Source organism: Brevundimonas bullata (genome assembly GCF_014207965.1).
GTDB classification, from domain to species: domain Bacteria; phylum Pseudomonadota; class Alphaproteobacteria; order Caulobacterales; family Caulobacteraceae; genus Brevundimonas; species Brevundimonas bullata_A.
This window is the reverse complement of record NZ_JACHLM010000002.1, coordinates 620,380-645,148: the sequence shown is the minus strand read 5'-3', so window position 1 is coordinate 645,148 and position 24,769 is coordinate 620,380. Positions and strand designations below refer to the sequence as shown.

Sequence of the window (24,769 nt, the reverse complement as noted above, 5' to 3'; positions counted from 1 at the left end):
GGAGGAGAGGCGTCATGGACTGGCTGCATAACCTGTTCGCACGCTCGCCGGAGGCCGCGCTCTTCCTGACGCTGGCCATCGGCTATGCGATCGGCAAGATCAACTTCGGCCGGTTCCAGTTGGGCGGGGTCGGAGGCTCCCTGCTGGCGGCGGTCGTCGTCAGCCAGGTCGGAGTGCAGATCGACGAAGGGGTGAAGGCGGTGATGTTCGCCCTCTTCATCTATGCCGTCGGCTACAACAGCGGGCCGCAGTTCTTCAACTCGCTGAACAAGTCCAGCCTGCGCGAGATCATCCTGGCGGTCTTCCTGGCGATCACCGCCCTGGTGACCGTGGTGGTGCTGGCCAAGCTGTTCCACCTGGACAAGGGGCTGGCGGCCGGTCTGGCGGGCGGCGCCCTGACCCAGTCGGCCATCATAGGCACGGCGGGCGACGCCATCTCGCGTCTGCCCCTGTCGCCAGAAGCCATCAAGGCCCTGCAGGCCAATGTCGCCATCGGTTACGCCGTGACCTACGTCTTTGGCTCGCTGGGCGCCATCATCGTCTGCGTCAACATCCTGCCGCGCTTCATGAAGGGCGACCTCAAGGCCGACGCGGCCAAGGTCGAGGCGCAACTGCGCGGCGGCACGCCTGCGTTCGGCCCCGGCGCGACGCCGGCCCTGCCGCGTCTGGTCGGCCGCGCCTATCAGGTGCGCGAAGCCGAGGGGCGAACCGTGGCCGAGATCGAGACCGCGGCCCAGGACGCCATCACCATCGAGAGCGTCCTGAGGGCAGGTCAGGTCGTGCCGCTGAAACCCGACCTTAGGCTTCAGGCCGGGGATGTGGCGGTGGTCGTCGGGCGGCGTGATCAGGTGGTCGACATGGCCTCTGACATCGGTCCCGAGACCGTCCTGCCCGACGAGGGCGAAAACCCGGTCATGCAATCGCGTCAGGCGGTCTTCACCCGCAAGGACATGAACAACATGACCATCGCCGAGGTGCAGGCGGCGGTCGATCGCGACATGCGGCGCGGCGTCTATATCGAGGGCATCACGCGCATGGGGCGGCCTCTGCCCGTCTTGCCGGACACCAGGCTGGTCCACGGCGACGTGGTCACCTTCTACGGATCGGCCTCCGATACCCAGCGCGCGGCCAAGGCGGCGGGTTATGAACTGGTTCCCAGCGACAAGACTGACTTCGTCTATCTGGGGCTCGGGGTTCTGGTCGGCCTGCTGATTGGTCTGCTGAGCGTGCAGATCGGCAATGTCCCGCTGACTCTGGGGGCAGGGGGCGGCGCCCTGCTGTCCGGCCTGGTGTTCGGCTGGATGCGCGCCAAGCGGCCCATGTTCGGGGCCATGCCCCACGCGGCGGGGCAGCTGCTACAGGACTTCGGCCTGGCCGCCTTCGTGGCGGTGGTCGGTCTGAACTCGGGGCGTCAGGCCCTGCAGACGGTGCAGGAGCATGGGATCACCATCTTCATCCTTGGCGTGATCGTGACCCTGCTGCCGCTGCTGCTGACCATGCTCTTTGGCCGCTACGTCCTGCGTTACGACAACTCGGCCGTCTTCGCTGGCGCCCTGTCGGGATCGCGCAGCGCCAACCCCGCCTTCGGCGAGGTCCTGTCCAAATCCGAAAGTTCCGTGCCGACCGTCCCGTTCGCCATCACCTATGCCCTGGCCAACGTCCTTTTGACCCTGCTCGGCCCGCTCGTGGTCGGTTTGGTCTAGCCCCCCTGGAGACGTTTGAGATGCATTCCCACGATGACAAGCTCGCCCAGCTCAGCCCGTTTGAGCTGAAGGATGAACTGATCAAGCTGGCCTCCAGTGTCGAGAACCGGCTGATGCTGAACGCCGGGCGCGGCAACCCGAACTTCCTGGCCACGACGCCGCGACACGGCTTCTGGCGGCTGGGCCTGTTCGCCATGCGCGAGGCGGAACGGACCTTCGCCTACATGCCCGAGGGACTGGGCGGATTTCCTCGTCTAGCGGGGATCGAAGACCGCTTCGAGATCTATGCGCGCGAGCACGCCGGGGCCGAGGGCATGGCGTTTCTGGCCGGCGCCGTCTCCTATGTCCGCGACCAGCTGGGTCTGGACGCCTCGGCCTTCCTCTATGAGATGTGCGAGGGGATTCTGGGCTGCAACTATCCGGTGCCCGACCGGATGCTGAAGCAGTCAGAGGTCATCGTCGGCCACTATCTGCGCGATGAAATGGCCGGATCGCACAGTCTGGTCGGAGAGTTCGACATCTTCGCCACAGAGGGCGGGACGGCGGCGATGACCTATATCTTCAACACCCTGCGCGAGAACCATCTGGTGTCGCCGGGCGACAAGATCGCCATCGGCATGCCGATCTTCACCCCCTACATCGAGATCCCCGAGCTGAACGACTATCGGCTGGAGCAGGTCCATATCGAGGCCGATCCCGACCTGGGCTGGCAGTATCCGGCCTCCGAGATCGACAAGTTGAAGGACCCGTCGATCAAGGCCTTCTTCCTGGTCAATCCCAGCAACCCGCCGTCGGTGCGCATCGACGACGCGACGCTGGAGCGGATCGCCGCCATCGTGAAGGACCGGCCGGACCTGATCCTGCTGACCGACGATGTTTACGGGACCTTCGCCGACGACTTCGTCTCCCTGTTCGCGGTCGCGCCGCACAACACGATCCTGGTCTATTCCTACTCGAAGTATTTCGGGGCCACCGGCTGGAGGCTGGGGGCCGTCGCCACGCACAGGGATAATGTGCTGGACCGGCTGATCGCCAAGCTGCCCGAGGCGGCGAAGAAGGAGTTGGACGAGCGCTACGCGTCGATCACGACGACGCCGCGCGAGCTGAAATTCATCGACCGGCTGGTGGCCGACAGCCGCACCGTCGCCCTGAACCATACGGCGGGCCTGTCGACGCCGCAGCAGGTGCAGATGGTGCTGTTCTCGCTGTTCTCGCTGATGGACACGCCGCAGGCCTACAAGGCGGCGATGAAGCGGATGATCCGCCATCGCGAACATGCGCTCTATCGCGAGATCGGCGTGGCGCCCGATCCCAACCCGAACGACGTCGGCTACTACACCCTGCTGGATCTGGGCGACCTCAGCGAAAAGGCTTTCGGCAAGCCGTTCAGCGACTGGCTGCTGAAAACAGTCGAGCCGCGCTCCCTGCTCTTTGAGCTGGCCGAGGAATCGGGCGTCGTCCTGCTACCCGGCGGCGGCTTCGGGGCCCAGACCCCGGCGGGCCGGGTGTCCCTGGCCAACCTCAACGAGGCCGACTACGCCAAGATCGGCAAGGCCGCCCGTGCCCTGATCGAGAAATACTACAAGAAGTTCGACAAGCGCTGAGGAGGCGGTTGGCGACTCCCCGCTCAACGTTTGCGAAGTAGCACGCTGGGCCAGGTTCCGATGTAGGTGTAGCCCATGCGCCGTTCGCGCTCGATGTCCGCCAGATCGTCATGGGCGACGGAATCGCGGCCCATGAAGATCGGCGAATTGGTCTTCAGATCATAAAAGCGAGCCCATAGGGGATCAGCGCCGGGGGCGGAGATCAGGCGTCGGTCGGGCTGGCCTTCGGCGTTGGTGTAGGTCTCCAGTCGAACGTCGCGGATCGCAGATCGCTCGAACCAGGCGAGCGCGCCGTCGATAGCGAGGACGACTTCAGGCGAGGGATTGTCGATCGACATCAGGAAGCGGACGATGGCGACACTTTCGCTGCCCGACAGGGACGGCGGCTCAAACTTGCGCGCCCAGGCGGCGGCGAGGGTGACCGCGTCGTGCTGGGCGCACCAAGCGGTCAGCACCCCGTTCTGGCGCACCTGGGATTCAAGGATGACGTCGATCCCGCGCGATACTGCGGCGGCGGCGCGTGCGCGCTGGGCGGGATCGACAAAGCCATAGGGTTCGCTACCTGCTGCGATGTCCTGCAACAGGTCCAGGATCCTGATCATGGCGTCGTCGTTGAAGGTGACGTGGTCGTGGTAGCCGCCCCGCAGCGGATAATACTGGGGCCAGCCGCCGTTGGGATATTGGGCGGCCAAGGTGTAGTCGAGGCCACGTTGGAAAGCGGCGGCGTAGGCCGGATCTCCGGTCGCCGTCGTCACGCGCGCGAGAAAGGCCATGGGCAGCGTGGTGGCCTGATTGTCGAAGGTGTTGGCCAGGCCCGGGTCGGCGCCGCGACGGGCAGGGTCAGTCAACGGCGTGTTCTTGGGCCAGCCGCCCTCGCGCGACTGGTGACTGAGGACGCTGTCTGCAATGCGCCGCGCGTCGGGGCTCGCATACCAGTCCGCCGCCCGGGTCAGGACCGCCGCGTTCCAGGCGACAGGCGCGTCCGCCGCCAGCGCGGGCGGCGCGACGGTGGAAGACAAGGCCAGAGCAGCGGCGGCGGCGAGCCAGGAATGTGAAATCACGGCGACAACTCCTTGGGCGGCCTGGCAAGCGGACAAAAGGAAGCGCCGTGTCTCCACGGCGCTTCAAGTGCGACAGCTCTTCCGGGAGGAGGCTCTGTCGATTGGAAATCAGAAGGTGAACCGTGCGCCGACGAAGTACTGACGCCCGGTGCTGGCGTAGTTCTGGACAACGGGGTCGTTCTGATAGGCCCAGCGGCTGTCCGTCTGATTGGTCAGGTTCAGCGCCTCGGCGGTGAAGGTGACGTTATCGGTCAGCTTGTAGGAGATTGAGGCGTCGACGTTCAGGGTCTCGTCGCTGCCGACGAAGTCGTTGATCAGCGGCGAGTCGCAGACGCCCGGATCGCAGCCCCCCGATGCGAGCGGATAGGTGGTCTGATAAGCGGCGCGGTAAGCGGCCGAGACGCGAGCGCTGAGCTTCTGATCTTCATAGAAGACCGTGGCGTTGAACGATTCCGGCGAGGCTCCGAGGAAGGGCGCGGTGCCGGTCAGGCCGCGCGCCGGGTCCAGGATGTATTCCAGCTCGGAGTTGATCTTGGTGTAGTTGAGCTGCACGCCCGTATTTTCGAGCAGGCCCGGCAGGAAGGTGAAGTTCTGCTGATAGGCGATCTCGAAGCCGTCCAGCGTTCCGCCGGGCGCATCATTGTACTGGCGGATCTGGAACGGGCGGTCGCCGTCCAGGTAGGCGCGGCGGCTTTCCGAGGCCTCATCGACCAGGCCGTCCCATGTGGCGCGCAGGTTGGCGATGGCGGCTTCGTCGAACAGTTCGCTCAGCTTGGCTTCACGCAAGACGACCTGTGGGAAGCTCTCGATCTCCTTCCAGAAGTAGGCGAACGACAGGATGGCGTCGCGGGCGAAGTACCATTCGACGTTGAAGTCGAGGTTGGTGGCGCGGAAGGGCTTCAGCTTCGTGTTGCCCAGGGTGATGGCGGCGTTGCTGCCGTCGAAGTCGGCGGGGGCCGTGCCTATGCCGGCGGGCACGTTGAAGGCCGTGACGCCGGGATGCAGCGCCGTCATCTGCGGCCGCGCCATGACCTTGGCGGCGGCGAAGCGGACGATCAGTTGGTCTGTCGGCTCCCAGGCCAGGTTCAGCGAGGGCAGCCAGTCGTTATATTCGTTGGCGTTTTCGACCGGGCGACCGCTAGGCGAGCGCCCGCGAGCATCGACTTCGGTCTTGGCGTAGCGCACACCGGCGTTGCCGCGCAGATCGCCGATGAACAGCGGCAAGCTAAAATCGACCTGACCGTAGAGGCTGCTCGACTTTTCATCGACCCAGAAGGTGTTGACCCCGCCGTTGCGCAGGTCGGACAGGCGCCAGTCGCCCCACTCGTTGATGCAGTTGCAGTCAAAGCCGAAGCGGTTCTGGAAGGCCTGCAGGTTTGGCGCGAAGAACCGCGTTGGCATGCCGTCGGGAACGTTCAGGCCTTTGCCCCAATCGACGACCTGACCCATCTGGCCGACCGTGGTGGCCGCCGCCAGTCCAGAGCGTACGCCCTCCAGCAGGCTGGGGTTCATCGTGTCGCCGATCAGGCGCTCAAAGCGGGTGTAGTAGAAGTCGAATTCGCGCATGGCCCCGCCGAAGCGGAAGGTGATGTCGTCGTTATAGTCCCAGGCGAAGTCGAGCTTGGCCGTACGATAGCCGTTCTCGGTGATGGTCTTGAAGTGACGCAAGGCCGAGTAGCCCTTCACGAAGTCCCACTTTGTCGGATCGGCGACATCGAAGCCGAAGTCCATGAAGGGCATGTCGCCGCCGCCACGGGCGTCGAACACGAAGTAGTCGTTGCCCGCCACGCCCTGACCGGAATCCAGGCGGATGAAGTCAGCTAGAAGCCCGGTGTTCTCATTGGTGGATTTGGAGTCGCCGATCAGCGCCGTCATGCGGAAGCGGTCGTTGAAGTTGTGTTCGAAGTTGATCGAGTTCTGGCGGAATTCCGTGGTGTATCCGCCTTGGTCGACGCCCGAGCGCATGTCGACGTTGGCCAGTTTCAGATAGTCGGCGTTCTCGCCGTTGGGGCTGAGGGCCGCGTCCAGAACCCGCACCGACGGACGACCGATAAAGGCGCCGCGCATGGCCAGATAGTTGGGGTGGGCGACGTAGCCGACCGATCCGGGCTGGTTGTAGTAGTCGTAAACTTCGAGGTTGTTGGGGTTGAAGCTGCCTGTGCCCGCCAGCAGGTTGTTGACGTTGGCGCCCGGCGCCGTCGAGAAGACGGGTGTGTTGCCGTATAGGCTCTGGCCGCAGTCGATGGCGTCGCGGAATGCGTTCGCTTCCTGGGCGGCGCAGGTGGCGTAGATGCCGCGTCGGTTGCGGTAGCTGTTGTTCGCCGCGCTGGTTGTCGGATAGGTCTGATAGCTGAAGGCTGAGGTCGTGCGGTTGCCGTTGGTGTTGTTCCGGTTCAGGCCGACCGCGCCGATCTGGTAGTTGGTCGAGACCTGGGTCATCTCCGAATAGAGGTTGTCGAAGCTGATCGTGGTGCGATCCGTCGGGCGCCATTGGGCCGACAGGGTCACGCCGAGGCGTTCCTGCTCGACTTCGCGGTGGTTCAGGCTGGCCAACGACGGGATCTTGACCAGCGACCCACGGGTACCGGCGCCGTTCAGCAGGGCGTAGGCGGCGGGGTCCGACCCGATCAGATAGCCCAGAGCCTCGGGGTTGGTCACGCGCGGGAAGGCGGTGGCGGGGTTGGTGCCGGTCGGCAGAGCGAAGCCCTGATGGTCACCGGCGGCGTTGCTTCCGACGTTGTTGAACGTAGCCCCGCGATACAGATATTCATTCGATCCGACGCCGCGCGAGTAGCTGTCGATCGACTGATCACGCTTGTTGTAGGCGACCGAGCCCAGCAGGCCGAACTCGCCGATCTTGCTGCTCCAGCGATCGGAGGCGAGCAGGGCGACGCGAGGGTTATGGGTGCCGCCGTTCTCGTAGTAGGCGTCCTGCAGCGTCAGAGCCAAGCGCCGGTCGCCGAAGTTGAAGGGGCGGCCCGAGATCAGATCGACGGTCGCGCCCAGCGAGCCTTCGTCCGTCATGGCGTCGGCGGATTTCTGCACCTTCAACGAGTTGAACAGCTCAGACGCGAAGGTGTTGAAGGCGAAACCGCGGTCGCGCCGCAGGGCGCCGTCGGCGTTGCTGGCGCCCGAGGTCGACAGGGTCTCAAGACCGTTCAGGCGCACGCGGGTGAAGTCGCCGCCAAGGCCGCGCACCGAGATGCTGTTGCCTTCGCCATTCTCGCGGTCGATCGACACGCCGGGAATGCGCTGCAGGGATTCCGCCAGGTTGGCGTCGGGGAAGTCGGCGATGTCCTCGGCGTTGATGACGTCGACGATGGTGTTCGAGCGCCGCTTCTCGTTCAGGGCGCTGGCCAGAGAGGCGCGCAGGCCGGTGACCACGACCTCGTCCACAGTCGTGGCCTGATCGTTCGACTGCTCCTGCGCGACGGCAGGCGAGGCGGCCAGCATGGCGGCCAGGCAAAGCGCGATGGGCGATGCGGCTGCGCGCAACTGTAGCGTCGAGTTGTTCGTCATAGGTGTCCCTCCTCCTCGATCTCAGCGCCTCTGACGGGCCTGTCGATCATCCAGCCGCCAGGCGATCGCCCGGCTTCAATCGAAAAGTATTATAATATTTTTAGGTCGCCAAGCGTTTTCTGATACCGGTGTCATGTCATTGATGATCATGTCTGAATTGTATGCGCAAGAGGGGGAGGGCATGGCGATGCAGAATCGCAGAACATTGTTTGCGTGGGCTGGAGCCGCGATCGGGGCATTGCTTGCGTCGCGGGCGATTGGTCAGTCGGCGGATGATTCGGGGCGGCTGATCACCACGCCAGTGCGCAACCCATATCCCTATCGAGGCATCAGCGGGGCGGGCGCAACTGTGACCACTGCAAGTGCGCGGGGAGGCTGGATGTCTGGTCTGGCCGGGGTTCGCTATCGCGGCGAGCGCCCCATGGATTATCCGACCTTGCCCTGGGGCGAGGCGGCGACGGGTTCGGCGGTGGACAAGGGCCTGCTGCCGTCGATCCATCCCCTGATGGAGCTGCATCTGCGCGACACGCAAATCTGCATCGGCGGAGACGGCGCCTACTACATGACCGGCTCGACCGGCGACAACATCTGGGCCTTCAACGACGGGATCGAGCTGTGGCGCTCAACCGACCTGGTCGACTGGACCTATCTGGGTCTGGTCTGGAGCCTGGACCGTGAAGGCGGCTGGGCCAGGGAATGGCGGATGCGCCGGGGTGTGCCATTCCGCGCCATCTGGGCACCCGAAGTTCACTATGTCGCCGGCAACTACTTCCTCTGCTTCAGCGTCAGCCGCGCTGGCCTCGGCATCCTGCGCAGCACCACGGGCAGGCCGGAGGGGCCATACGTATACGCCTTCTCGCCTGAGGCCCATCTGCGCAGGGGCATCGACGCCACCCTGTTTCAGGACGACGACGGGGCCGTCTATCTGACCTACGGCTCGGGCGACGAGATCGTGCGGCTGAAGGACGATCTGTCCGGCTATGCCGAGGACTGGAAGCGGATCAGCTTCGCTGACACCCAGTGCGTCGTGGCGCGCGACCGCGCCCGCTGCCTGAAGGGCGAGAATACTCTGGGCTACGAAGGCGCGACCCTCTTCAGGAAGGACGGCCTCTACTATCTGGGCGCGGTCGGCAATGTGGAGGGGCGCTATTCCTTCGTCTTCGCGGTGTCTGAAAACCTGCACGGCCCCTATCGGATGAAGCACGAGGCCGCGCCCTGCGCCGGGGGCGGCAATGTCTTCAAGGACCGCGAGGGCCGATGGTGGTCCACCTTCTTCGGCAACGACGAGCAGAGCCATTTCCGCGAGAAGCCCGGCCTGATCCGCGTGGATTTCGACGCCGAGGGCCGCATCGTCGTCGCCGAGGATCAGCCCTTCGCCAAACCCCTGCCGCCGCTGGAGTCGTTGTCATGATCGATCGTCGGCGACTGATGCTGACCGCGGCTGCGGCCGGGGCTGTGCCCGTGCCCGCTTTTGGGAGCGCGACCGCCTTTCCCGGCGCCATGGGCTGGGCCGCTTCAACACCCGGCGGACGGGGCGGGCGGATCATCCGCGTCACCACCCTGGCGGGCGAGGGGCCGGGCTCGCTGCGGGCTGCGCTGGAGGCCGAGGGGCCGCGCATCGTCGTATTCGAGGTCGGCGGGATCATCGACTTGCAGCGCCGCGACATCCGGGTGTCCAACCCTTTCCTGACCATTGCCGGCCAGACGGCGCCCGAGCCGGGGATCAGCCTGATCCGGGGCGGGATCAGCCTGCGCACCCATGACGTCATCGCGCGCCACATCCGGATCCGCCCCGGCGTGGACGGCGCGGCCCCGAAAAGCGGCTGGGAGGTCGACGGCCTGACCACCTCGGGCGCGCACGACGTGATCGTGGACCAGTGCTCCTTCAGTTGGGCGACCGACGAGAACCTGTCGGCCTCAGGCCCGCGATTCGAGGGCGGCGCTACGGCCGAGCAATGGCGACAGCACACCTCGCGCCGCATCACCTTCAGCCGCAACATTGTGTCCGAAGGACTGTCGAACGCCAGCCACGCCAAGGGCGAACATTCCAAGGGGACGCTGATCCACGACAACGCCACCCAGGTGTTGATCGTCGGCAACCTCTACGCCCACGACCATGAGCGGAACCAGTTGTTCAAGGGCGGCGTCCACGCGGTCAGCGCCAACAACCTGATCTACAACCCCGGCAACCGCTGCATGCACTATGCGCTGAACGCCTCGGAATGGGGCGACCATCCGTGGGAGGTCGGCCAGTTGTCCATCGTCGGCAATGTGACGCGTGGCGGGCCGTCGACGCGGGCCGATCTGCCCTTCCTGATCGTGGAGGGGCAGGGGGACCTGGATCTCTACGCCCTCGACAATCCGGCCCGCCATGCCGACGGGCGGGCCATGCAGGAGATCGGCGTCATCTCTGACCGCGAGCCAAAGATCAGACGGCTGAACGCCTCACCGCACTGGCCCGCCGGGTTCGAGGCGCGGCCTTCGGATCAGGTGGAGGCCTGGGTCTTCTCCGAGGCTGGGGCGCGGCCTTGGGCGCGCGACGTCGTTGATCAGCGCATTCTGCGGGAGGTTCGGAACGGGACCGGCCGCATCATCGACGATGAGGCCGAGGTCGGCGGCTATCCGGTCATGGCCGAGACGCAGCGTCCCTTCGTCGAGGCCGACTGGGACTTGCCCACCCTGACGCGCAAGGACGGCGCGCCAGGCTGAAGGAAGGGGCGGAGCGCAGCCGCTCCGCCCCGTGGCATTACAGGGCGCGGAACTTGAAGTTCTTGAATCGCGCCTCGCCCTCGCCAGCGGCGTAGAGGCCCGGGCGCAGCATCATGAAGCCGCCGCGGACGTTCTGGTTGTAGCCGGACACCTCCATGCCGCGGTCGAACCGGTTCCAGTTCACCCCGTCGGCCGAGGTGTCGAAATAGACGTTCTGATAGGCGTTGGTCAGGCGCATGAACATGCGACGGCCGTGCGGATTGGCGGGCCGCCCGCGCTCGATGCCGTACTGGTGGGTCACGTAGCGCGTCGCATCGAATCCCAGCCCGGCATAGAGGGCGCGGTCGTAGAACAGGATCAGACCGGCCACGGCGCCGGGGTCGATCTCGATCTCGCACTCGATCTGATAGGCCTGCTCGCCCTGGACGAAGGTCAGGGGCGAGCAGTCGACCGGCGCCTTGCCCTTGGCCTTCATGTGCAGGACGCCGTTTTCGCGGCGCAGGCGGTCCTTCTCGTTCGGCTGCGGATCGTAGAAGCTCCACTGGACGCCGAACTTGTCGGTGGTGAAATCGTCCGACAGAGCCATGCCGTGCGGCACCGGCTGACCGCCGCGCGGCATGGCGATAGGCTTGGACAGGTCGCCGCCCTTGGCGCGGAACCAGCCGTCGTCGGTCCATTCGATGGGGTCCAACAGGGTCTGGCGGCCCAGGCTCCAGTAGGCGTTCTCATAGCCGTGATAGACCATCCACCAGTCGCCGTCGGTCGGGCCTTCGACCAGGGTGGCGTGGCCGCGCGACCACCACTTCTCGGCCCCGGTGCGGGTGCGGACGATGGGGTTGTGGGGGCATTCCTCCCAAGGGCCATGGATCGACTTGGAGCGGGCGGCGATGACCATGTGGCCGGTCGGCGGCCCAGCCGTGCCGCCGATGGCGGTGATCATGTAGAAGTAGTCGCCGTGGCGCAGCAGCTTGGGCCCTTCCTGGGCGTGGCCCTCGACGATCCAGTCCTCGGGATAGCGCCAGGCGTCATAGACCTGCTCCAGCGGCCCGTCGGTGGCCAGGCCATCGTCCGTCAGCCGCACCCGGTCGCCGCCGTTCAGGAACAGGTAGCGCTTGCCGTCCTCGCCGACGATGTGGCCCGGGTCGATGTTGGCCGGGATTTTCAGGTCGATCGGCTCGCTCCAAGGCCCTTCGATCTTGTCGGCCCAGATGACGTAGTTGGAGCGATAATTGGGGAAGCGCGCCGGGATATAGCAGTAGAAGCGGCCTTCATGCTTGATCAGCTCGGGCGCCCAGACGGAGCCGATGTTGGTGGTCAGGGCCGCCGTGATCGGTCGCCAGTTCACCAGGTCGCGCGAGTGCCAGATGTGGATGCCCGGCACCGACTCGAACGACGAGAAGGTCATGTAGTAGTCGCCGCCGTCCTTGAGGATCGACGGGTCCGGGTGGTCGCCCGACATGATGGGGTTCAGGAAGGTGCCGTCGCCCAGGTCGGCCATGCGTTGGCCCTCGACGCCTTTGCGCCACTTCATCCCGGCCCATTCACGGCCCAGGGGCGCGGCCTCTTCGTTCGTCTGGGCGAAGACGACGCCGACCGGCAGCGCCGAGGCGGCGACGCCGCCCAGCAGGCCGCTCAGGGCGGTGCGGCGATTGATGGGGCTCATGGACGGTTCCTCTTTGATTATGCGTTACGCAAACTGGAGCGGGATCAAGGGCGTGATGCTCACGGCGATTTCGCCTGGCGGACCCAGGCGATCAGCCAGGCCATGTTGTTGATATAGGCCCCGGTCGAGATCCCCATCGGTCCGCTGTCCTCGGTGAAGGGCGACGTGTCCCATTCATCCCCGACCTGGCCGCGATCAACGAAGCCGGGCGGCGGTGCGACGGGGCCGTCGCCGCGATAGGCATGACTGGTCGTTCGCAATTCCACCGGCCAATACCCCTCCGCGTTCAGCTCTTCGATCAGCAATGTAACCGGTGTCATTCCTGGCCGCGAGGCCGCAACGTTGAGGTCGGACCCGCCTTGCGGACGGGTGATGACGTAGTCGGGCAGCAGGCTGGGGCCGCGCCCCAGCAGGGCGGACTGGCGCACGGCGTCCTCCGGCGTCAGAGCGGCGACCTGTTCGACGCGACGGCGCAGGCGGGGCAGGTCTATATGCTTCTCGCCGCGCTGACCGGTGATGTCGTAGTCAACGTAGTATTCGCCGTTCTGAGCGTTGGAGCCGCGCCGATGCACGGCGATGAAGCGGTTGGTCTCCGGCTCGACATAGCGGAAATAGTTGCGGCCCTCGTGATGGGCGGCGGCCGGGGCCTCGACCTGCGCCAGCCAGTCCAGGGCCTCGTCCAGCCGGGTCAGGAAACCGCGGTCGCCGGTCAGGCGATAGAAGTCCAGCATCCGCTCGATCGCCACGGCGGTGACGTGGGGCGAGACGGCGGCGGGTTCATAGGTCCGGCCCCAGGCGGGCTTGAAGTCAGGGGTGTATTGCAGCGCCCAGCCGGGCGTCGGCGCCGGCTGCTGAAGGCCGCGATAGCAGGCCATGGCGCGACGGATCGCCGGCTCCACGTCCGCCCGGCCCCACTGCTGCAGGACCAGCAGCAGGAAGTCGATGTTCTCGTCCATCACCTCGTCGTTGAGAGTGATCAGGCCGGAATAATCGGGGCGACCGTGATTGTGGAACTCGTCCGCGCGCGGCCAACGCTGGGGCCAGCCGCCGCTGGGCAACTGGCTGTCCAGAACAAAGGCGATGGTCCGGTCCACGGCGGCGCGGACCCTTGGCAGGTGGGTCGCCAGGGCCAGCCGAAGCAGGAAGCGCCCGCACTCGACCGTGGCGTGATCGTCGAACGTGGCGTTGCCGTAGTAGTGCTGAAATTCCTCCAGCCGCCAGCCGTTCTTGCCGACGGTTTCGTACCAGCGGCGCAGCGAGGCCTCGCCGTCGAAGTCGATGACATAGTTCCAGCCGCCGCTGGGGTGCTGGCCCCGGATAAGGGCGTCGCCCGCCACGACGGCGGCGTCCAGATACTGGGCCTCGCCGGTGGCGCGCCAGGCGTCGAGGAAGATCTGGCCCATCTCGGGTGTGCCCGGCGCCTGGGTCCAGATCATGCTCGGCCAGGCCTCCATCTCGCCCCAGCGGCGCGAGAAGTCAGGCAGGTAGGACCAGACATAGCCGCCGTTGGTGGCCGCCTGCTCGGTCATGAAGCGGGTGGCGCGGCGCATGGCGCTACGCGCTGCCTCCACATCGGCCGCCACAGCGACGGGGGGGGCGGTCAGCAAGGGCGTCGCCGCGGCGGCGGCCAGACAGGCGCGTCGGGTCAGCATCCCTGAAAATTCTCCTCCCCCGGTCCTGCCGCTCTGATGTCGGCGCGGGTCGCCTGAGCGACCGCTGGACTCGTCAATCAATATAATAATACTTTTCAGGTCGTGCCTAGGGGGAGGAAAACATGGTCCGGTTCTGGATCGCGGGGCTGATCGTCGCAGCGTCGCTGGCGGGGGCGTCGCAGGCTCAGACGCAGGCGAACTTCGTCGCGCTGACGCCGACCATCGATTTTTCTCACGCGGGTTATCGAGGCGGGGGCGTGGCGCCGCCAGTCCTGCCGGTCGTGATCCGGGTCGAGCCGGGCGAGGGCGACGACACCGATCGCATCATGGCCGCGCTGGATCGCGCGGGGAAGGCCAAGCCGGACGCTGAGGGGCGACGCGGCGCGGTGCTGCTGGCGGCGGGCGAGTTTCAAGTCGAGGGGCAGATTCGACTCAAGGTGGGCGGGGTGGTCCTGCGCGGCGCGGGAGAGGGGAAGACCGTCGTCGTCGCCACCGGCGTGGACAGGCGGTCTCTGATCGCGATCGGCGCGCGTTCTTTCGCGCCCGAGGTTTCGCCTGTCGCGGCGCTTCGCATCGTGAGCGAGGCGCCGGTCGGGGCCGTGCGCCTGACCCTGGAAACGACCGAGGGGCTGGGCGTTGGCGACGCGGTGACCATTCGCCGTCCCAGCACCGCCGAATGGATCGCCGCGCTCGGCATGGACGCCTTTGTCGGCTGGCGGCCTGAAACCCGGTTGAACTGGAAGCCGGGCTCGCGCGACGTGATCTGGGATCGGCGCATCCTCGCCGTGGACGGGCGCAACGTGGTCTTGGACGCGCCCCTGACCATGGCTCTGACGGTCGGCGACGGCGCCACGTTGCGGCGCGTCGCCTCGACGCCACGTTTGCGCGAGGTCGGGGTCGAGATGCTGACGTTGATCTCGCGTCACGACCCCGCGCGGCCCGCCGACGAGGACCACAGCTGGACCGGGATCGCTGTGGATCGGGCTGAGGATGTCTGGCTGCGGAACCTCGCTTTCGAGGGCTTCGTCGGTTCGGTCATCGATCTGGGGGCGGATAGTCGCCGGGTCACGGTGCAGGACGTGGCCGCCAGCCGCCCCATATCCGAGATCGGCGGTCTGCGCCGTCGCACCTTCTACACGGCGGGCCAGCAGACCCTGTTCCAGCGCTGCGCCAGCGCTGACGGCATTCACGACTTTTCCATCGGCCACGCCGCCGCCGGGCCCAATGTCTTCCTCGACTGCACAGCGACCGATGCGCGCGGCGACAGCGGCACGCAGGAAAGCTGGGCCACCGGCGCCCTGTTCGACGGGGTCAAGGTGCGCGGCGGGGGCCTGACCCTGACCCATCGAGGGCGAGACGGGCAGGGCGTCGGCTGGTCGGCCGCCAACTCTGTCCTGTGGAACTGCGAGGCCACGGTCGTCGAGGTCCGCAGTCCGCCGGGCGCGGCCAATGTCGCCGTCGGCTGTCGCGGCGAGCGCGTCGGCGACGGGGTGCTGGAAGACGCCCGCGTCATGCCCGGCCGCGACTTTCACCGCGCCCAGCCGCAGGACCCGGCCAGTCTCTATCGGATGCAGTTGGAGCGGCGACTGGGCGCAGCCGGTCTGGAGGCGCTGGAACCCGCAGTCTATCCGGTTGAGGTTCACGCCCCGCGTCTGACCGAGGCCGAGGTCGTGGCCTGGCGCGCGGCGACGGCGGCGCCGGTCGCCAGCCATCCATTGACGGTCGTGGACGGCCGCTTCGTCATCGACGGCCAGCCGGCCTGGCGTCGTCGCATCGGCTTCGCCTTCTTCCAGGGCCAGATGATCCCGGCCCTGGCCGAGGCGTCCGGCCCTTTCATCACCCGCTTCGCGCCGGGGCTGGAAGGACGAGGCCTGACCGATGATCTGGACGCCTTCGCCGCCGGGCTGAAGACGGGCGACGTGGTTCACCATAACTATGGCCTCTGGTACGACCGCCGCCGCGTCGATCATGATTTCTACGGCTCGCCGGATCAGCGCGACGGCGAGGTCTGGGGGCCCTTCATGGAACTGCCCTGGGCGCGCAGCGGGCAAGGGCGGGCCTGGGACGGCCTCAGTAAGTTTGATCTGGAACGCTTTAACCCCTGGTTCTTCGACCGCATCGCCCGCTTCGCCGACCTGGCCGAGCAGCAGGGCGTGGTGCTCTATCACAAGCTCTATCTGCAGCACTGGCTGCTGGAGAGCCGGTCCCACTACGTCGACTTCCCCTGGCGGCCGGTCAACGCCCTGCAAGCGACGGAACTGCCCAACGAGGTTCCGGCGGCGGAGGTCTTCTGGGACGTGTCCGATCCGGTGCGCCGGGATCTGCATCGCCGCTACATCCGCCATACGCTGGACACGCTGAAGGGGCGGTCCAATGTCGTGATCGGTCTGGATCCCGAATACACTGGCCCCCTGTCCTTCGTGCGGTTCTGGCTGGACGAGATCGCCGACTGGGAGGCCGAGACCGGCGCCGAGGTCCGTGTGGCGCTGGAAATCCCCAAGGATCAGATGGACGCCATCCTGGATGATCCGGCGCGTTCGCGGGTCGTGGATGCGGTCGGCTTCCACCATTGGGTCTATCGCCCCGACGGCACGCTGTTCGCGGTGCGCGGCGGGCTGGACAAGGCGCCGCGTGAACAGGTGGACGGCATCGCCCGGCCGCAGGATCTGGCGGACAGAGCCGACGCGGGCGAGGTGCGGCGGGCCCTGTGGCGCTCGAGCCCGGCCATGCGCTGTCGCGCCTATCGAGAGTATCGCGACCGCCGGGCGGATCTGGTGGTCCTGAGCGACGACGCCTGTCCGGGGCTGGGGCGGGCGGTCGAGGCGACGGTCGGCGCTGAGGCGCGGGCGAGGTTGAGGCCGGATGGGGATCTGATCGCGCCGACCGATGCAGCCTGGGGCTTGTCAGGCCCGGACAGCGCGGCCCTGATCTACAGCTTCGACGGTGCGGCCGTTGAACTGGTGCGACCCGTTGCGGCCGGGCGCTCGCTCAAATGGATCGTGGAAGACGGCGTGAGTGAGGCGCACGTGCCGGCGGAGGGATCCCGTCTGGCCCCGCCGCCGGCCTTGGCGGGACGACCTTTGGCCTTGTGGATCGCGCCCGCGTCTTGACGGCGGCGGCGCTTGCCGCAACCACTGCGCCATGGCCGCAGACGACCGCAACCCGACGATTGACGACATTGCCCGCCGCGCGGGGGTGTCGGCCATGACGGTGTCGCGCGTCATCAACGGCGGGGTGCGGGTCAGCGCGGCGACGCGCGAACGGGTCCAGGCGGTGATCGATGCGGCGGGCTATGCGCCCGATCCGGCGGCGCGGATTCTGGCGCGGGGCGGGGCGGGGCGGATCGGTCTGCTCTACGCCAACCCCAGCAACGCCTATCTGGCCGAGGTCCTGTCAGGCGCTCTGGCCGGGGCGCGGGCGGCGGGGCTGTTGCTGATGATCGAGCCCTCGCAGGCGGGCGATCCGGCGCAGGAGGCCGAGGCCGTGCGGCGGCTGGCGGCGGGCGGGGCGCAGGGCCTGATCGTGCCGCCGCCGCTGGGCGAATCCGTCGCGACCCTGGACGCTATCCGGGGGGCGGGGCTCAAGGCCGTGCTGCTGGCCGCGCCGCCCGCCGAGGGCATGGCGGGCGCCCTGCGCGTGGATGACGTCAGCGCCGCGGCCGAGATGACGCAACGGCTGATCGATTTGGGCCATCGTCGCATCGGCCTGATCGAGGGCCGCGCCGACCAGAGCGCCAGCGCCGACCGCCGCCGGGGCGCGCAGGCCGCCGTCGACGCGGCGTCGGGCGTCGAACTGCTGGTCGATCACGGCGACTTCACCTATCGCTCAGGCTTCGAGGCGGCGCGGCGGCTGCTGGCGGCGCGCCCGCGCCCCACGGCCTTGTTCGCCGGCAACGACGACATGGCCGCCGGCGCCCTGGCGGCGGTCCACGCCGAGGGCTTTCAGACGCCCGCCGACGTTTCGGTGGCCGGGTTCGACGACACCTACCTGGCCGCCAGCGTCTGGCCCGCCCTGACGACCATCCGCCAGCCGGTGGCCGAGATGGCGCGCCGCGCGGTCCTGCGTCTGGCGAGCCGGGAGGAGATCGAAACAGAATTCGTCGAACATCGCCTGATTGAACGCGAAAGCACCGCGCCACCAGGTTGACACCGGTTTCCGGGTGGGGAATGTTAGCGCTAACACGATGGCAGATCGTGTGGGAGACGCGCCTTGGACATGACCGCCATTCTGCCGCGTGATTGGCGCGCGGCTGTCCTTCTGGGACGGATCGAGACCGCTGAGGGACCGACGCCCGTGCTGCTGCGGCGCGGCCGATTACTCGACATTTCCGCCTTCGCTCCGACGACGGCGATGGCTCTGGCGCGACCCGATCTCGCCGCCGCCGAGGGGCGCGATCTGGGCGCGGTCGAGGACCTGATGGTCGCCACGTCCTGGGGCGACGAGGGGCTGGCGCTGCTGTCGCCGTTGGACCTGCAATGCATCAAGGCCTCGGGTGTGACCTTCGCCGTTTCGGCGCTGGAACGCGTGATCGAAGAGAGGGCGCGCGGTGACGCCGCCGCCGCCAACGCCATTCGTCAGGGCCTGTTGGAGCGCATCGGCGGGGAGCTGAAGGACCTGAAGCCGGGCTCGGTTCAGGCTGAAGCCGTCAAGGCGCAATTGATCGCCGATGGCCTGTGGTCGCAGTATCTCGAGGTCGCCATCGGCCCCTATGCCGAAATCTTCACCAAGGCCCCGGTCCTGGCCTCGGTCGGCGCGGGCGCGGCGGTCGGGGTACGCGCGGACTCGGCGTGGAACAATCCCGAGCCCGAGGTGGTGATCGTCTGTGATCCGGCGGGGCGGCCGGTCGGCGCCAGCCTGGGCAATGACGTCAACCTGCGCGACATCGAGGGGCGCTCGGCCTTGCTGCTGGGCAAGGCCAAGGACAACAACGCCTCGGCGGCGGTCGGCCCTTTCATCCGCCTGTTCGATGAGGGCTTCAGCATGGACGACGTTCGCGCGGCCACGGTGCGGCTGGAGGTCGAGGGCGAGGACGGCTTCGTCATGACCGGCGAAAGCTCGATGCGCCTGATCAGCCGCGATCCCGAGGATTTGGCGGCCCAGACCCTGAGCGCCCACCAATACCCCGATGGTTTCGCTCTCTATCTCGGCACCATGTTCGCCCCGGTCGAGGATCGCGGCGAAGCAGGCAAGGGATTCACGCACAAGGTCGGCGACCGGGTGCGGGTCTCGTCGGACAGGCTGGGCGTGCTCGAAAACATCGTCGCCACCTGCGATCAGGCGCCGCCCTGGGCGCTGGGCGTCGGCGGCCTCATGCGGAATCTGGCCGGGCGCGGTCTGCTGGGCGGCGCGGCGTGAGCGGCGCGGTCTATCCTTCGCTAAAGGGGCGGCTGGTCGTCGTCACCGGCGGCGGTTCGGGCATAGGCGCGGGCCTGGTCGAGGCCTTCGCCCGACAAGGCGCGCGGGTGGTCTTCTTCGATGTGGCCGAGGCGGACTCGCGTGCGCTGGAGGCGTTGCTGGCGCATCTGGACCCGGCGCCGGTCTTCCATGCCTGCGACCTGACGCGGGTCGAGGCGATGCAGGCCTGTCTAACGGACGTGGCGGCGCGTCACGGTGCGATCGACGTTCTGATCAACAACGCCGCCAGCGACGACCGCCACGCCCTGGCCGATGTCACGCCCGCCTATTGGGACGAGCGGGTGGCGGTGAACCTGCGGCACCTCTATTTCGCGGCCCAGTCTGTGGCTCCCGCCATGCGCGCGCAGGGACGGGGGGTGATCCTGAACCTGGGCTCGATCAGCTGGCATCTGGGTCTGCCCGACCTGTCGATTTACGAAACCGCCAAGGCCGGCATCGAGGGCATGACGCGGGCGCTGGCGCGCGAGCTCGGGGCCGACGGGGTGCGGGTCGCCTGCATCGTGCCCGGCAACGTCAAAACCCCACGTCAGATGAAGTGGTACACGCCGGAGGGCGAGGCCGAGATCGTCGCCGCCCAGTGCCTGAAGGGCCGGATCGAGCCGCGTGACGTCGCGGCCCTGGCCCTCTTCCTGGCCTCCGACGACGCCCGTTTCATCACCGGGCACGAGTATTTCGTGGACGCGGGCTGGCGCTGACGCAAATCTGATTTCATCGCCGCCCGCGATCAACGACGGGCGGTCAACCACTCGGACCTGGGGAGGGACGAAAATGGCGGGACCGACAGGGGCTTCAGGCCCGGATATCGCGGGGAATGACCGGGTCAACATGGCCTTCATCGCCCTGATCGTGGCCGTGGCCACCATCGGCGGCTTCATGTTCGGCTATGACTCCGGCGTCATCAACGGCACGCAGGACGGGCTGGAGGCGGCCTTCAACCTGTCGGCGCTGGGGACCGGCTTCAACGTCGGCGCTATCCTGCTAGGCTGCGCCTTCGGGGCCTTCGCGGCGGGACGACTGGCGGACGCCGTCGGCCGCCGCACGGTGATGCAGATCGCCGCCGTCATGTTCATCATCTCGGCCGTCTGGGCCGGAGCGGCGGACAGTTCGGCTCACTTCATCATCGCCCGCTTCATCGGCGGCCTCGGCGTCGGCGCGGCCTCGGTGCTTTCGCCGGCCTATATTTCCGAAGTGACCCCGGCCTCGATCAGGGGGCGGCTGTCGTCGGTTCAGCAGATCATGATCATCACCGGCCTGACCGGGGCCTTCGTCGCCAACTATGCCTTGGCCAAGACGGCGGGCGGATCGACCGCCGAGTTCTGGCTCGGCTATCCGGCCTGGCGCTGGATGTTCTGGCTGCAGGTCGTGCCAGCCGCGATCTACTTCCTGGCCCTGTTGGCCATCCCTGAAAGCCCGCGCTTCCTGGTGGTCAAGAAGAAGGACGCCCAGGCCGAAGCCGTGCTGTCCAAGCTGTTCGGCCCCGACGCAGGCGCGCGCAAGGTCGCCGAAATTCGCGCCTCGCTGACCGCCGACCACAAGCCCCGCTTCGCCGATCTTCTGGACCCGGCGACGCGCAAGGTGCGCCCCATCGTCTGGGCCGGTCTGATCCTGGCGGTGTTCCAGCAACTGGTCGGCATCAACATTGTCTTCTACTATGGCGCGGTGCTGTGGCAGTCGGTCGGCTTCTCCGAGAGCGATGCCCTGCAGATCAACATCCTGTCCGGCGTCCTGTCGATCGCGGCTTGCCTCGGCGCCGTCGCGGTCATCGACAAGATCGGGCGCAAGCCCCTGCTGCTGATCGGCTCGGTCGGGATGTTCGTCACGTTGGGCGTCCTGGCCTGGTGCTTCTCCAAGGCGACCATGATCGACGGCTCCCTGCATCTGGACGACCAGACGGGCTTGACCGCGCTGATTTCGGCCAACGCCTATGTGGTCTTCTTCAACCTCAGCTGGGGCCCGGTCATGTGGGTCATGCTGGGTGAGATGTTCCCCAATCAGATGCGCGGTTCGGCCCTGGCCGTCGCCGGCTTCGCCCAGTGGATCGCCAACTTCGCCATCGCCGTCAGCTTTCCGTGGATGGCGGCCAGCCTCGGGCTGGTGGTGACCTACGGCTTCTACTCCGTCAGCGCCTTGATCTCCTTCTTCCTGGTCCAGGCCTGGGTGAAAGAGACGCGCGGACGCGAACTGGAAGACATGGGCTGACGCCCGAAAGCTCTGCTATCTGATCTCCCCGAAGGCGGGGGCGGCGCTCTCTTGTCGCCCCCGCAGCCTCTCTGAAAGGACTTTCCCATGACGGACACGCTTGAACTTTCGCACTGGATCGGCGGCGAGAAGGTGGGCGGCGATCTGTCGGGCGAGAGCCTGAACCCGTCCGACACGCGCGACGTCGTGGCCCGCACGCCCAAGGGCGGGGCCGCCGAGGTCGATCAGGCGGTGCAGGCGGCGCGGGCCGCCTTCCCGGGATGGGCCGACGCCTCGCCGGAGGTGCGCTTCGACGTGCTTGACCGGGCCGGATCCCTGCTGATGGAGCGCGCGCCGCAGATCGGCCGCCTGCTGTCGCGCGAGGAGGGCAAGACCCTGCCCGAAGGCATAGGCGAGACCATGCGCGCGGCGCGCGTTCTGAAGTATTTCGCCGGCGAGGCCTTGCGCGTGCACGGTCAGAACCTGGCCTCGACCCGTCCGGGGGTGGAGATCCAGACCTATCGCCAGCCGGTCGGGGTCTTCGGCCTGATCACGCCATGGAACTTCCCCATCGCCATTCCGGCCTGGAAGATCGCCCCCGCCATTGCCTTCGGCAACACGGTCGTCATCAAGCCCGCCGGTCCGACGCCAGCCACAGCCGAGGCCCTGATCGCCATCCTGCATGAGGCGGGCCTGCCCAAGGGCGTGGTCAACTTGGTCATCGGCGACGGCGACGTGGGCCGGGCCATCGTCGCCCATCCGGGCGTGGACGGCATTTCCTTCACCGGCTCGCAGGGCGTGGGAGCGGGCGTGGCCGAGGGCGCGATGAAGCGTCAGGCCCGCGTGCAGCTGGAGATGGGCGGCAAGAACCCGCTGATCGTCCTGGACGACGCCAATCTGGAGCGGGCGGTGAACATCGCACTCGACGGCAGCTTCTTCGCTACCGGCCAGCGCTGCACGGCGTCCAGCCGCCTGATCGTGCAGGACGGCATCCACGACCGCTTCGTGGCGCTGCTGGCCGAGAAGGTCGCGGCGCTTCGCGTCGGCGACGCGCTCGACCCCAACACCCAGATGGGGCCGGCGGTGACCGAGGCCCAGCGTGATGTGTCGTACAACTACATCGACATCGCCAAGGACGGCGGCGGCCGGATCGTTACTGGCGGCGAGCGGCTAAAGTTCGACAAGCCGGGCTGGTACGTCCAGCCGACCCTGATCGCCGACACCCTGCCGGACGCGCGCATCAACACCGAGGAAGTCTTCGGCCCCGTCGCCTCGACCATTCGCGTGGCCAGCTACGAAGAGGCCCTGGCTGTGGCCAACGGCGTTGAATTCGGCCTGTCGGCGGGCATCGTCACCCAGTCGCTCAAATACGCCCGCGACTTCCAGAGGAATGCCAAGGCCGGCATGACCATGGTCAACCTGGCCACCGCCGGGGTGGACTATCACGTGCCCTTCGGCGGCACGAAGAAGTCCAGCTACGGCCCCCGCGAACAGGGCTTCGCCGCCGTCGAATTCTACACCCAGATCAAGACCAGCTACTCGGCGAGCTGACCGGGATGAGCACGCCGACCCTCGTCTGGGACGTTCAGGCTGAACTGGGCGAGGGGCCGGTGTGGGACGCGGACCGCGCCTGCCTGTGGTTCGTCGATATCAAGGGGCGGCGGCTGCATCGCTATACCGCCTCGACGAATGACAAGGCGTCGTGGGAGGCGCCCGAGCAGATCGGTTTCGCCCTTCCAGCCGAGGACGGGTCGCTGATCTGCGGCGTCCGCGGCGGTCTCTATCGCTTCGACGTGGACATGGGCGACTTCTCCCTGTTCCAGCCCGTCGAGACGGACCGTCCGCAGAACCGGCTCAATGATGGTTTCGTGGCGCCCGACGGCTCGCTGTGGTTCGGCTCTATGGACGACAGTGAGGAAGGCAAGACCGGCGCCCTCTATCGCTGGTTCAGGGGCGAGCTGACGCGGCACGACGACGGTTACGGCGTCACTAACGGGCCTTGTCTAAGCCCGGACGGGCGAACCCTCTATCATCACGACACGCTGGAGAAGACGGTCCTGGCCTTCGACCATCAGGACGGCATGCTGTCGAACCGAAGGGTCTTCGCGACGACCGAGGACGGTTACTGTGACGGGCCGAGCATGGATGCGGACGGGGTGCTGCATGTCTGCCTGTTCAACGGCTGGGGCGTGGCGCGGTTTGCGCCGGACGGCCAGCGCCTCGGCACGATCCGCTTCCCCGTCCAGACGGTGACCAAGGCGGCCTTCGGCGGCGCTGACGGGCGCGACCTTTATTGCACTACGGCCTGGCTGGGGAACGCCGACAGGCGCGCAGCTCAGCCGACGCTGGGCGGCCTCTATCATCTGCGAGTCGAGACGCCGGGCCTGCCGCAACATCGGATCGCCCTGTGAGGATCGAACGCGGCGACTGGGCCCTCGGTCTGCGGCCCGATCTCGGGGCCTCGATCACGTCCCTGACCTGGCGCGGGCGCGACGTGCTGCGCCCGGCGCCGGACGATCTGGATAGTCCGCTGGCGGCGTCCAGCTTTCCGCTGGCGCCCTACGCCAACCGCATCGACGGCGGCGCCTTTGCGTTTGAGGGAAGGGCGGTGCGCCTTCCCGCCATGCCGGGCTTTGAGCCTCACGCTTTGCACGGCGTCGGTTGGCGTTCGCGCTGGACTGTCCTCCGCCTCGACGACCGGACGATCGAACTGGCCTTGGCCGCAGAGGCCGCGCCGGAATGGCCCTGGGCCTGGACGGCCACGCATCGGCTGACGCTGAGCGAGGACGGGCTGGAGATGAGCCTGGGCCTCGTCAACACGGATGCAGCCGCCATGCCCGCCGGACTGGGTCTGCATCCCTATTTCGCCGTCGAGGCGGCGACGCGGCTGCAGCTGTCGGCGCCCCGGGTCTGGCTGACCGATGCGCGTGAAATCCCGGAGCGGCTGGCGGCGGCTGGCGAATTGATCGACTGGCGCGAAGGTGTGGCCGTGGCTGAGGCGCCCCTCGTCGATCACGCCTATGCCGACTGGGCCGCGCGTGCGGCGCTGCTGCACGACGGCTGGCGGGTCGATCTGACCGCCTCGCCGAACGCGCGATGGGTCCAGATCTATGCGCCGCGAGCCGAAGCCTTCGTCTGCGTTGAGCCCGTGACTCACAGGCCGGACGCTCACAACGCACCCGCGACCGAAGATAGCGGTCTGAGGGTGCTCAAGCCCGGAGAGTCGCTGTCGATGACCGCCCGTATCACCGCCTCGGAGATTTGA

General features: G+C 67.3%; 16 protein-coding genes. 12 read left to right on the top strand and 4 right to left on the bottom strand.

Annotated elements, in window-relative coordinates:
* Positions 1–14 precede the first annotated feature (14 nt).
* Positions 15–1,703 (top strand): aspartate-alanine antiporter, encoded by a 1,689-nt coding sequence (gene aspT, locus HNP51_RS07705; RefSeq protein ID WP_184268725.1) that lies wholly within the window; start codon positions 15–17, stop codon positions 1,701–1,703.
* 20 nt (positions 1,704–1,723) lie between these two features.
* On the top strand, positions 1,724–3,307 hold the full coding sequence (locus HNP51_RS07700; RefSeq protein WP_184268720.1) for a bifunctional aspartate transaminase/aspartate 4-decarboxylase: 1,584 nt from the start codon (positions 1,724–1,726) through the stop codon (positions 3,305–3,307).
* 23 nt (positions 3,308–3,330) lie between these two features.
* On the opposite strand, the gene pelA is transcribed toward HNP51_RS07700, so the two are convergent.
* Both pelA and HNP51_RS07690 read right to left on the bottom strand, forming a co-directional pair.
* Entirely contained in the window at positions 3,331–4,368 is a 1,038-nt protein-coding gene (pelA, locus tag HNP51_RS07695) for a pectate lyase (RefSeq protein ID WP_311769914.1), read from the bottom strand.
* Between the two features lie 108 nt (positions 4,369–4,476).
* Positions 4,477–7,887, bottom strand: coding sequence for a TonB-dependent receptor (locus HNP51_RS07690; protein WP_184268717.1), 3,411 nt, complete (start codon positions 7,885–7,887; stop codon positions 4,477–4,479).
* A gap of 379 nt (positions 7,888–8,266) precedes the next feature.
* Here HNP51_RS07690 and HNP51_RS07685 point away from each other — a divergent pair, with 379 nt between their 5' ends.
* Both HNP51_RS07685 and HNP51_RS07680 read left to right on the top strand, forming a co-directional pair.
* The gene (locus HNP51_RS07685; RefSeq protein ID WP_221434174.1) at positions 8,267–9,298 is read left to right on the top strand and encodes a family 43 glycosylhydrolase; all 1,032 of its coding nucleotides are present in this window, start codon (positions 8,267–8,269) and stop codon (positions 9,296–9,298) included.
* Positions 9,295–10,596, top strand: coding sequence for a polysaccharide lyase family 1 protein (locus HNP51_RS07680; RefSeq protein ID WP_184268715.1), 1,302 nt, complete (start codon positions 9,295–9,297; stop codon positions 10,594–10,596). Before HNP51_RS07685 ends, HNP51_RS07680 begins: the two co-directional genes overlap by 4 nt.
* A 37-nt stretch (positions 10,597–10,633) precedes the next feature.
* Here HNP51_RS07680 and HNP51_RS07675 read toward each other — a convergent pair whose 3' ends face one another.
* Both HNP51_RS07675 and HNP51_RS07670 read right to left on the bottom strand, forming a co-directional pair.
* On the bottom strand, positions 10,634–12,259 hold the full coding sequence (locus tag HNP51_RS07675; protein ID WP_184268713.1) for a family 43 glycosylhydrolase: 1,626 nt from the start codon (positions 12,257–12,259) through the stop codon (positions 10,634–10,636).
* A 59-nt stretch (positions 12,260–12,318) separates the two neighbouring features.
* Positions 12,319–13,911 (bottom strand): pectate lyase, encoded by a 1,593-nt coding sequence (locus tag HNP51_RS07670; protein WP_184268711.1) that lies wholly within the window; start codon positions 13,909–13,911, stop codon positions 12,319–12,321.
* A gap of 122 nt (positions 13,912–14,033) precedes the next feature.
* Between HNP51_RS07670 and HNP51_RS07665 the strand changes: the two genes are divergently transcribed.
* The 8 genes from HNP51_RS07665 to HNP51_RS07630 all read left to right on the top strand — a co-directional run bounded on the left by HNP51_RS07665 (position 14,034) and on the right by HNP51_RS07630 (position 24,769).
* Positions 14,034–17,021, top strand: a complete 2,988-nt coding sequence (locus HNP51_RS07665) for a DUF6298 domain-containing protein (RefSeq protein ID WP_184268709.1) — start codon at positions 14,034–14,036, stop codon at positions 17,019–17,021.
* A gap of 31 nt (positions 17,022–17,052) precedes the next feature.
* Positions 17,053–18,057, top strand: a complete 1,005-nt coding sequence (locus HNP51_RS07660) for a LacI family DNA-binding transcriptional regulator (RefSeq protein WP_184268707.1) — start codon at positions 17,053–17,055, stop codon at positions 18,055–18,057.
* A 69-nt stretch (positions 18,058–18,126) separates the two neighbouring features.
* Positions 18,127–19,266, top strand: coding sequence for a fumarylacetoacetate hydrolase family protein (locus HNP51_RS07655; protein WP_409360103.1), 1,140 nt, complete (start codon positions 18,127–18,129; stop codon positions 19,264–19,266).
* Entirely contained in the window at positions 19,263–20,021 is a 759-nt protein-coding gene (locus tag HNP51_RS07650) for an SDR family NAD(P)-dependent oxidoreductase (protein WP_184268703.1), read from the top strand. Before HNP51_RS07655 ends, HNP51_RS07650 begins: the two co-directional genes overlap by 4 nt.
* Before the next feature lie 73 nt (positions 20,022–20,094).
* A complete protein-coding gene (locus tag HNP51_RS07645; RefSeq protein WP_184268701.1) occupies positions 20,095–21,525 on the top strand; it encodes a sugar porter family MFS transporter in 1,431 nt (476 codons plus the stop codon).
* Between the two features lie 87 nt (positions 21,526–21,612).
* Entirely contained in the window at positions 21,613–23,055 is a 1,443-nt protein-coding gene (locus HNP51_RS07640) for an aldehyde dehydrogenase family protein (protein ID WP_184268699.1), read from the top strand.
* A 5-nt stretch (positions 23,056–23,060) separates the two neighbouring features.
* Entirely contained in the window at positions 23,061–23,915 is an 855-nt protein-coding gene (locus HNP51_RS07635) for an SMP-30/gluconolactonase/LRE family protein (RefSeq protein WP_184268697.1), read from the top strand.
* The gene (locus HNP51_RS07630; RefSeq protein ID WP_311769913.1) at positions 23,912–24,769 is read left to right on the top strand and encodes an aldose 1-epimerase; all 858 of its coding nucleotides are present in this window, start codon (positions 23,912–23,914) and stop codon (positions 24,767–24,769) included. Before HNP51_RS07635 ends, HNP51_RS07630 begins: the two co-directional genes overlap by 4 nt.

Excerpts from the sequence above, each read along its gene's own strand:
- HNP51_RS07680 (WP_184268715.1), top strand. The coding sequence starts at position 9,295 with ATGATCGATCGTCGGCGACTGATGCTGACCGCGGCTGCGGCCGGGGCT.
- HNP51_RS07635 (WP_184268697.1), top strand. The coding sequence starts at position 23,061 with ATGAGCACGCCGACCCTCGTCTGGGACGTTCAGGCTGAACTGGGCGAG.
- HNP51_RS07645 (WP_184268701.1), top strand. The coding sequence starts at position 20,095 with ATGGCGGGACCGACAGGGGCTTCAGGCCCGGATATCGCGGGGAATGAC.
- HNP51_RS07660 (WP_184268707.1), top strand. The coding sequence starts at position 17,053 with ATGGCCGCAGACGACCGCAACCCGACGATTGACGACATTGCCCGCCGC.
- HNP51_RS07655 (WP_409360103.1), top strand. The coding sequence starts at position 18,127 with ATGACCGCCATTCTGCCGCGTGATTGGCGCGCGGCTGTCCTTCTGGGA.
- HNP51_RS07665 (WP_184268709.1), top strand. The coding sequence starts at position 14,034 with ATGGTCCGGTTCTGGATCGCGGGGCTGATCGTCGCAGCGTCGCTGGCG.
- HNP51_RS07700 (WP_184268720.1), top strand. The coding sequence starts at position 1,724 with ATGCATTCCCACGATGACAAGCTCGCCCAGCTCAGCCCGTTTGAGCTG.
- HNP51_RS07640 (WP_184268699.1), top strand. The coding sequence starts at position 21,613 with ATGACGGACACGCTTGAACTTTCGCACTGGATCGGCGGCGAGAAGGTG.
- aspT (WP_184268725.1), top strand. The coding sequence starts at position 15 with ATGGACTGGCTGCATAACCTGTTCGCACGCTCGCCGGAGGCCGCGCTC.
- HNP51_RS07690 (WP_184268717.1), bottom strand. The coding sequence starts at position 7,887 with ATGACGAACAACTCGACGCTACAGTTGCGCGCAGCCGCATCGCCCATC.
- HNP51_RS07675 (WP_184268713.1), bottom strand. The coding sequence starts at position 12,259 with ATGAGCCCCATCAATCGCCGCACCGCCCTGAGCGGCCTGCTGGGCGGC.
- HNP51_RS07670 (WP_184268711.1), bottom strand. The coding sequence starts at position 13,911 with ATGCTGACCCGACGCGCCTGTCTGGCCGCCGCCGCGGCGACGCCCTTG.
- HNP51_RS07685 (WP_221434174.1), top strand. The coding sequence starts at position 8,267 with ATGTCTGGTCTGGCCGGGGTTCGCTATCGCGGCGAGCGCCCCATGGAT.